This is a genomic window from Blautia caccae, from assembly GCF_040095955.1.
Classification (GTDB): domain Bacteria; phylum Bacillota; class Clostridia; order Lachnospirales; family Lachnospiraceae; genus Blautia; species Blautia celeris.
Window position 1 is genome coordinate 1 of record NZ_JBBMFP010000071.1, and the last position, 1,428, is coordinate 1,428.

General features: G+C 39.8%; 2 protein-coding genes. Both read left to right on the forward strand.

Features of this window, described 5'->3' with window-relative positions; all coding sequences use genetic code 11:
- Window positions 1-410: hypothetical protein (locus tag WMO65_RS26135; protein WP_349064861.1), on the forward strand; the 410-nt coding region annotated here is incomplete at its 5' end.
- Between the two features lie 72 nt (window positions 411-482).
- A complete protein-coding gene (locus WMO65_RS26140; RefSeq protein WP_349064862.1) occupies window positions 483-1,409 on the forward strand; it encodes a hypothetical protein in 927 nt (308 codons plus the stop codon).
- Window positions 1,410-1,428 lie beyond the last annotated feature (19 nt).

Below are 1,428 nucleotides of genomic sequence, written 5' to 3' on the forward strand. Positions count from 1 at the left end.
TGGAAAGGGCCGGCTGGGAGGTGCAAAAGGCCGGGGCAGGACCGGAAGGACAGGAAGGGACCGCAACAGGAGAGGCGGAGACGGAGGACCAGAGAACAACAGTGGAAAAGGAGCAGATGCCGGCAGATAGAGGCCGGGAAGAGAAGAGGCCCTTTGGTATCCTGTCCAAAGTCTCAGCGCTCTGCCGGCCAAAAGGGAAACATCCGGAGCGGAAGCTGGTGGCGCTCATAGGACACCTGAACGAGGGGCAGATCGAGCAGGTGTTGGATGGTTATGAACAGGGACTGTCCCTGGAGGATATAAAGAGCTACGCAAAACCGGACTACAGCAGATATCAGATGCAGGAGATGAAAAATTTATTGCTTAAAAATAAACAATTACCACAAACTTATAAACAGAATAAAGGATAAATTGCTTGAAAATCAAAAAAATTACTGTATAATGGAAACATAAACTATCTAGAATTGGTGGTGGGGCTGGTAATGGTAGATATAAAGTATACTTTAACGTCTGGTAGATTACTTGTTGAACTACCACGTAAAATGAAATTTGGTTTTGATTTTTTGTATGCTATGAATGAATTTTTAGAAATAGCCTCAACAAGTCCTGTCAAAAAAGTCTGCGTTGCTTGTGAAAAAGATGCAGAATATGATAATTTGACAAAGGCATATACTTATATTGTACTGAGGTATTTGCTGCATTTAAAAAAAACTTTATGGAATCAGGAACTTTCATCTATGATCTTGCCTAGTATTCATGGAATGCACGGGAACCAATTCGCTGCTGTAGCGGATCTGACTGAGATCATACAAGATCCAAATCTAAATTATTATGTCTTTACGCGCGACACACAGGTTTCCAAGCCTGTAGAAGAAATGTCAAATTTGTTGGTAGAAAAAAATGTGACGATCAACCAGAAGGAATTGAAAGAATTTTTATCAACAACGATTGGCGAAATATTCTCAAATTCTATAAATCATAGTAATAAAGAAGCCTTCTTTTTTATGTATGATATTATATATGAAAAAAGGGAATTCTATCTGTGCATTAATATCATTGATTTTGGAAAGACTATTATCGATAATGTCAGAATGTTCCACCAAGATTCGGAGATGCCAGGCAGTAAGTGTATTGAATGGGCAATCCAAAGCGGAAATACAACAAGAAAAGGCTCAGGTGGATATGGTCTGCCAACCCTGATCAATTATATAAAAGAAGTGGATGGGGAGCTATATATTTTTTCTGGTGGAGCTTATTATTGTTTTGATGGCCAGATGGAGAAGATTACAGATGCAGGAGGATATTTAAGCGGAACCAGTGTGACCTTTCGGGTGAAGTTATTTAACACGGAAAAGGCGATTACATATTCTGGTGACAGATTAGGCAGCATAAGTTTGGACAATATATAAAAGGGAGGATCAGAATGGC

What these genes read in the sequence shown, in the direction of transcription:
- WMO65_RS26140 (WP_349064862.1), top strand. Translation starts at nt 483, where the DNA reads ATGGTAGATATAAAGTATACTTTAACGTCTGGTAGATTACTTGTTGAA.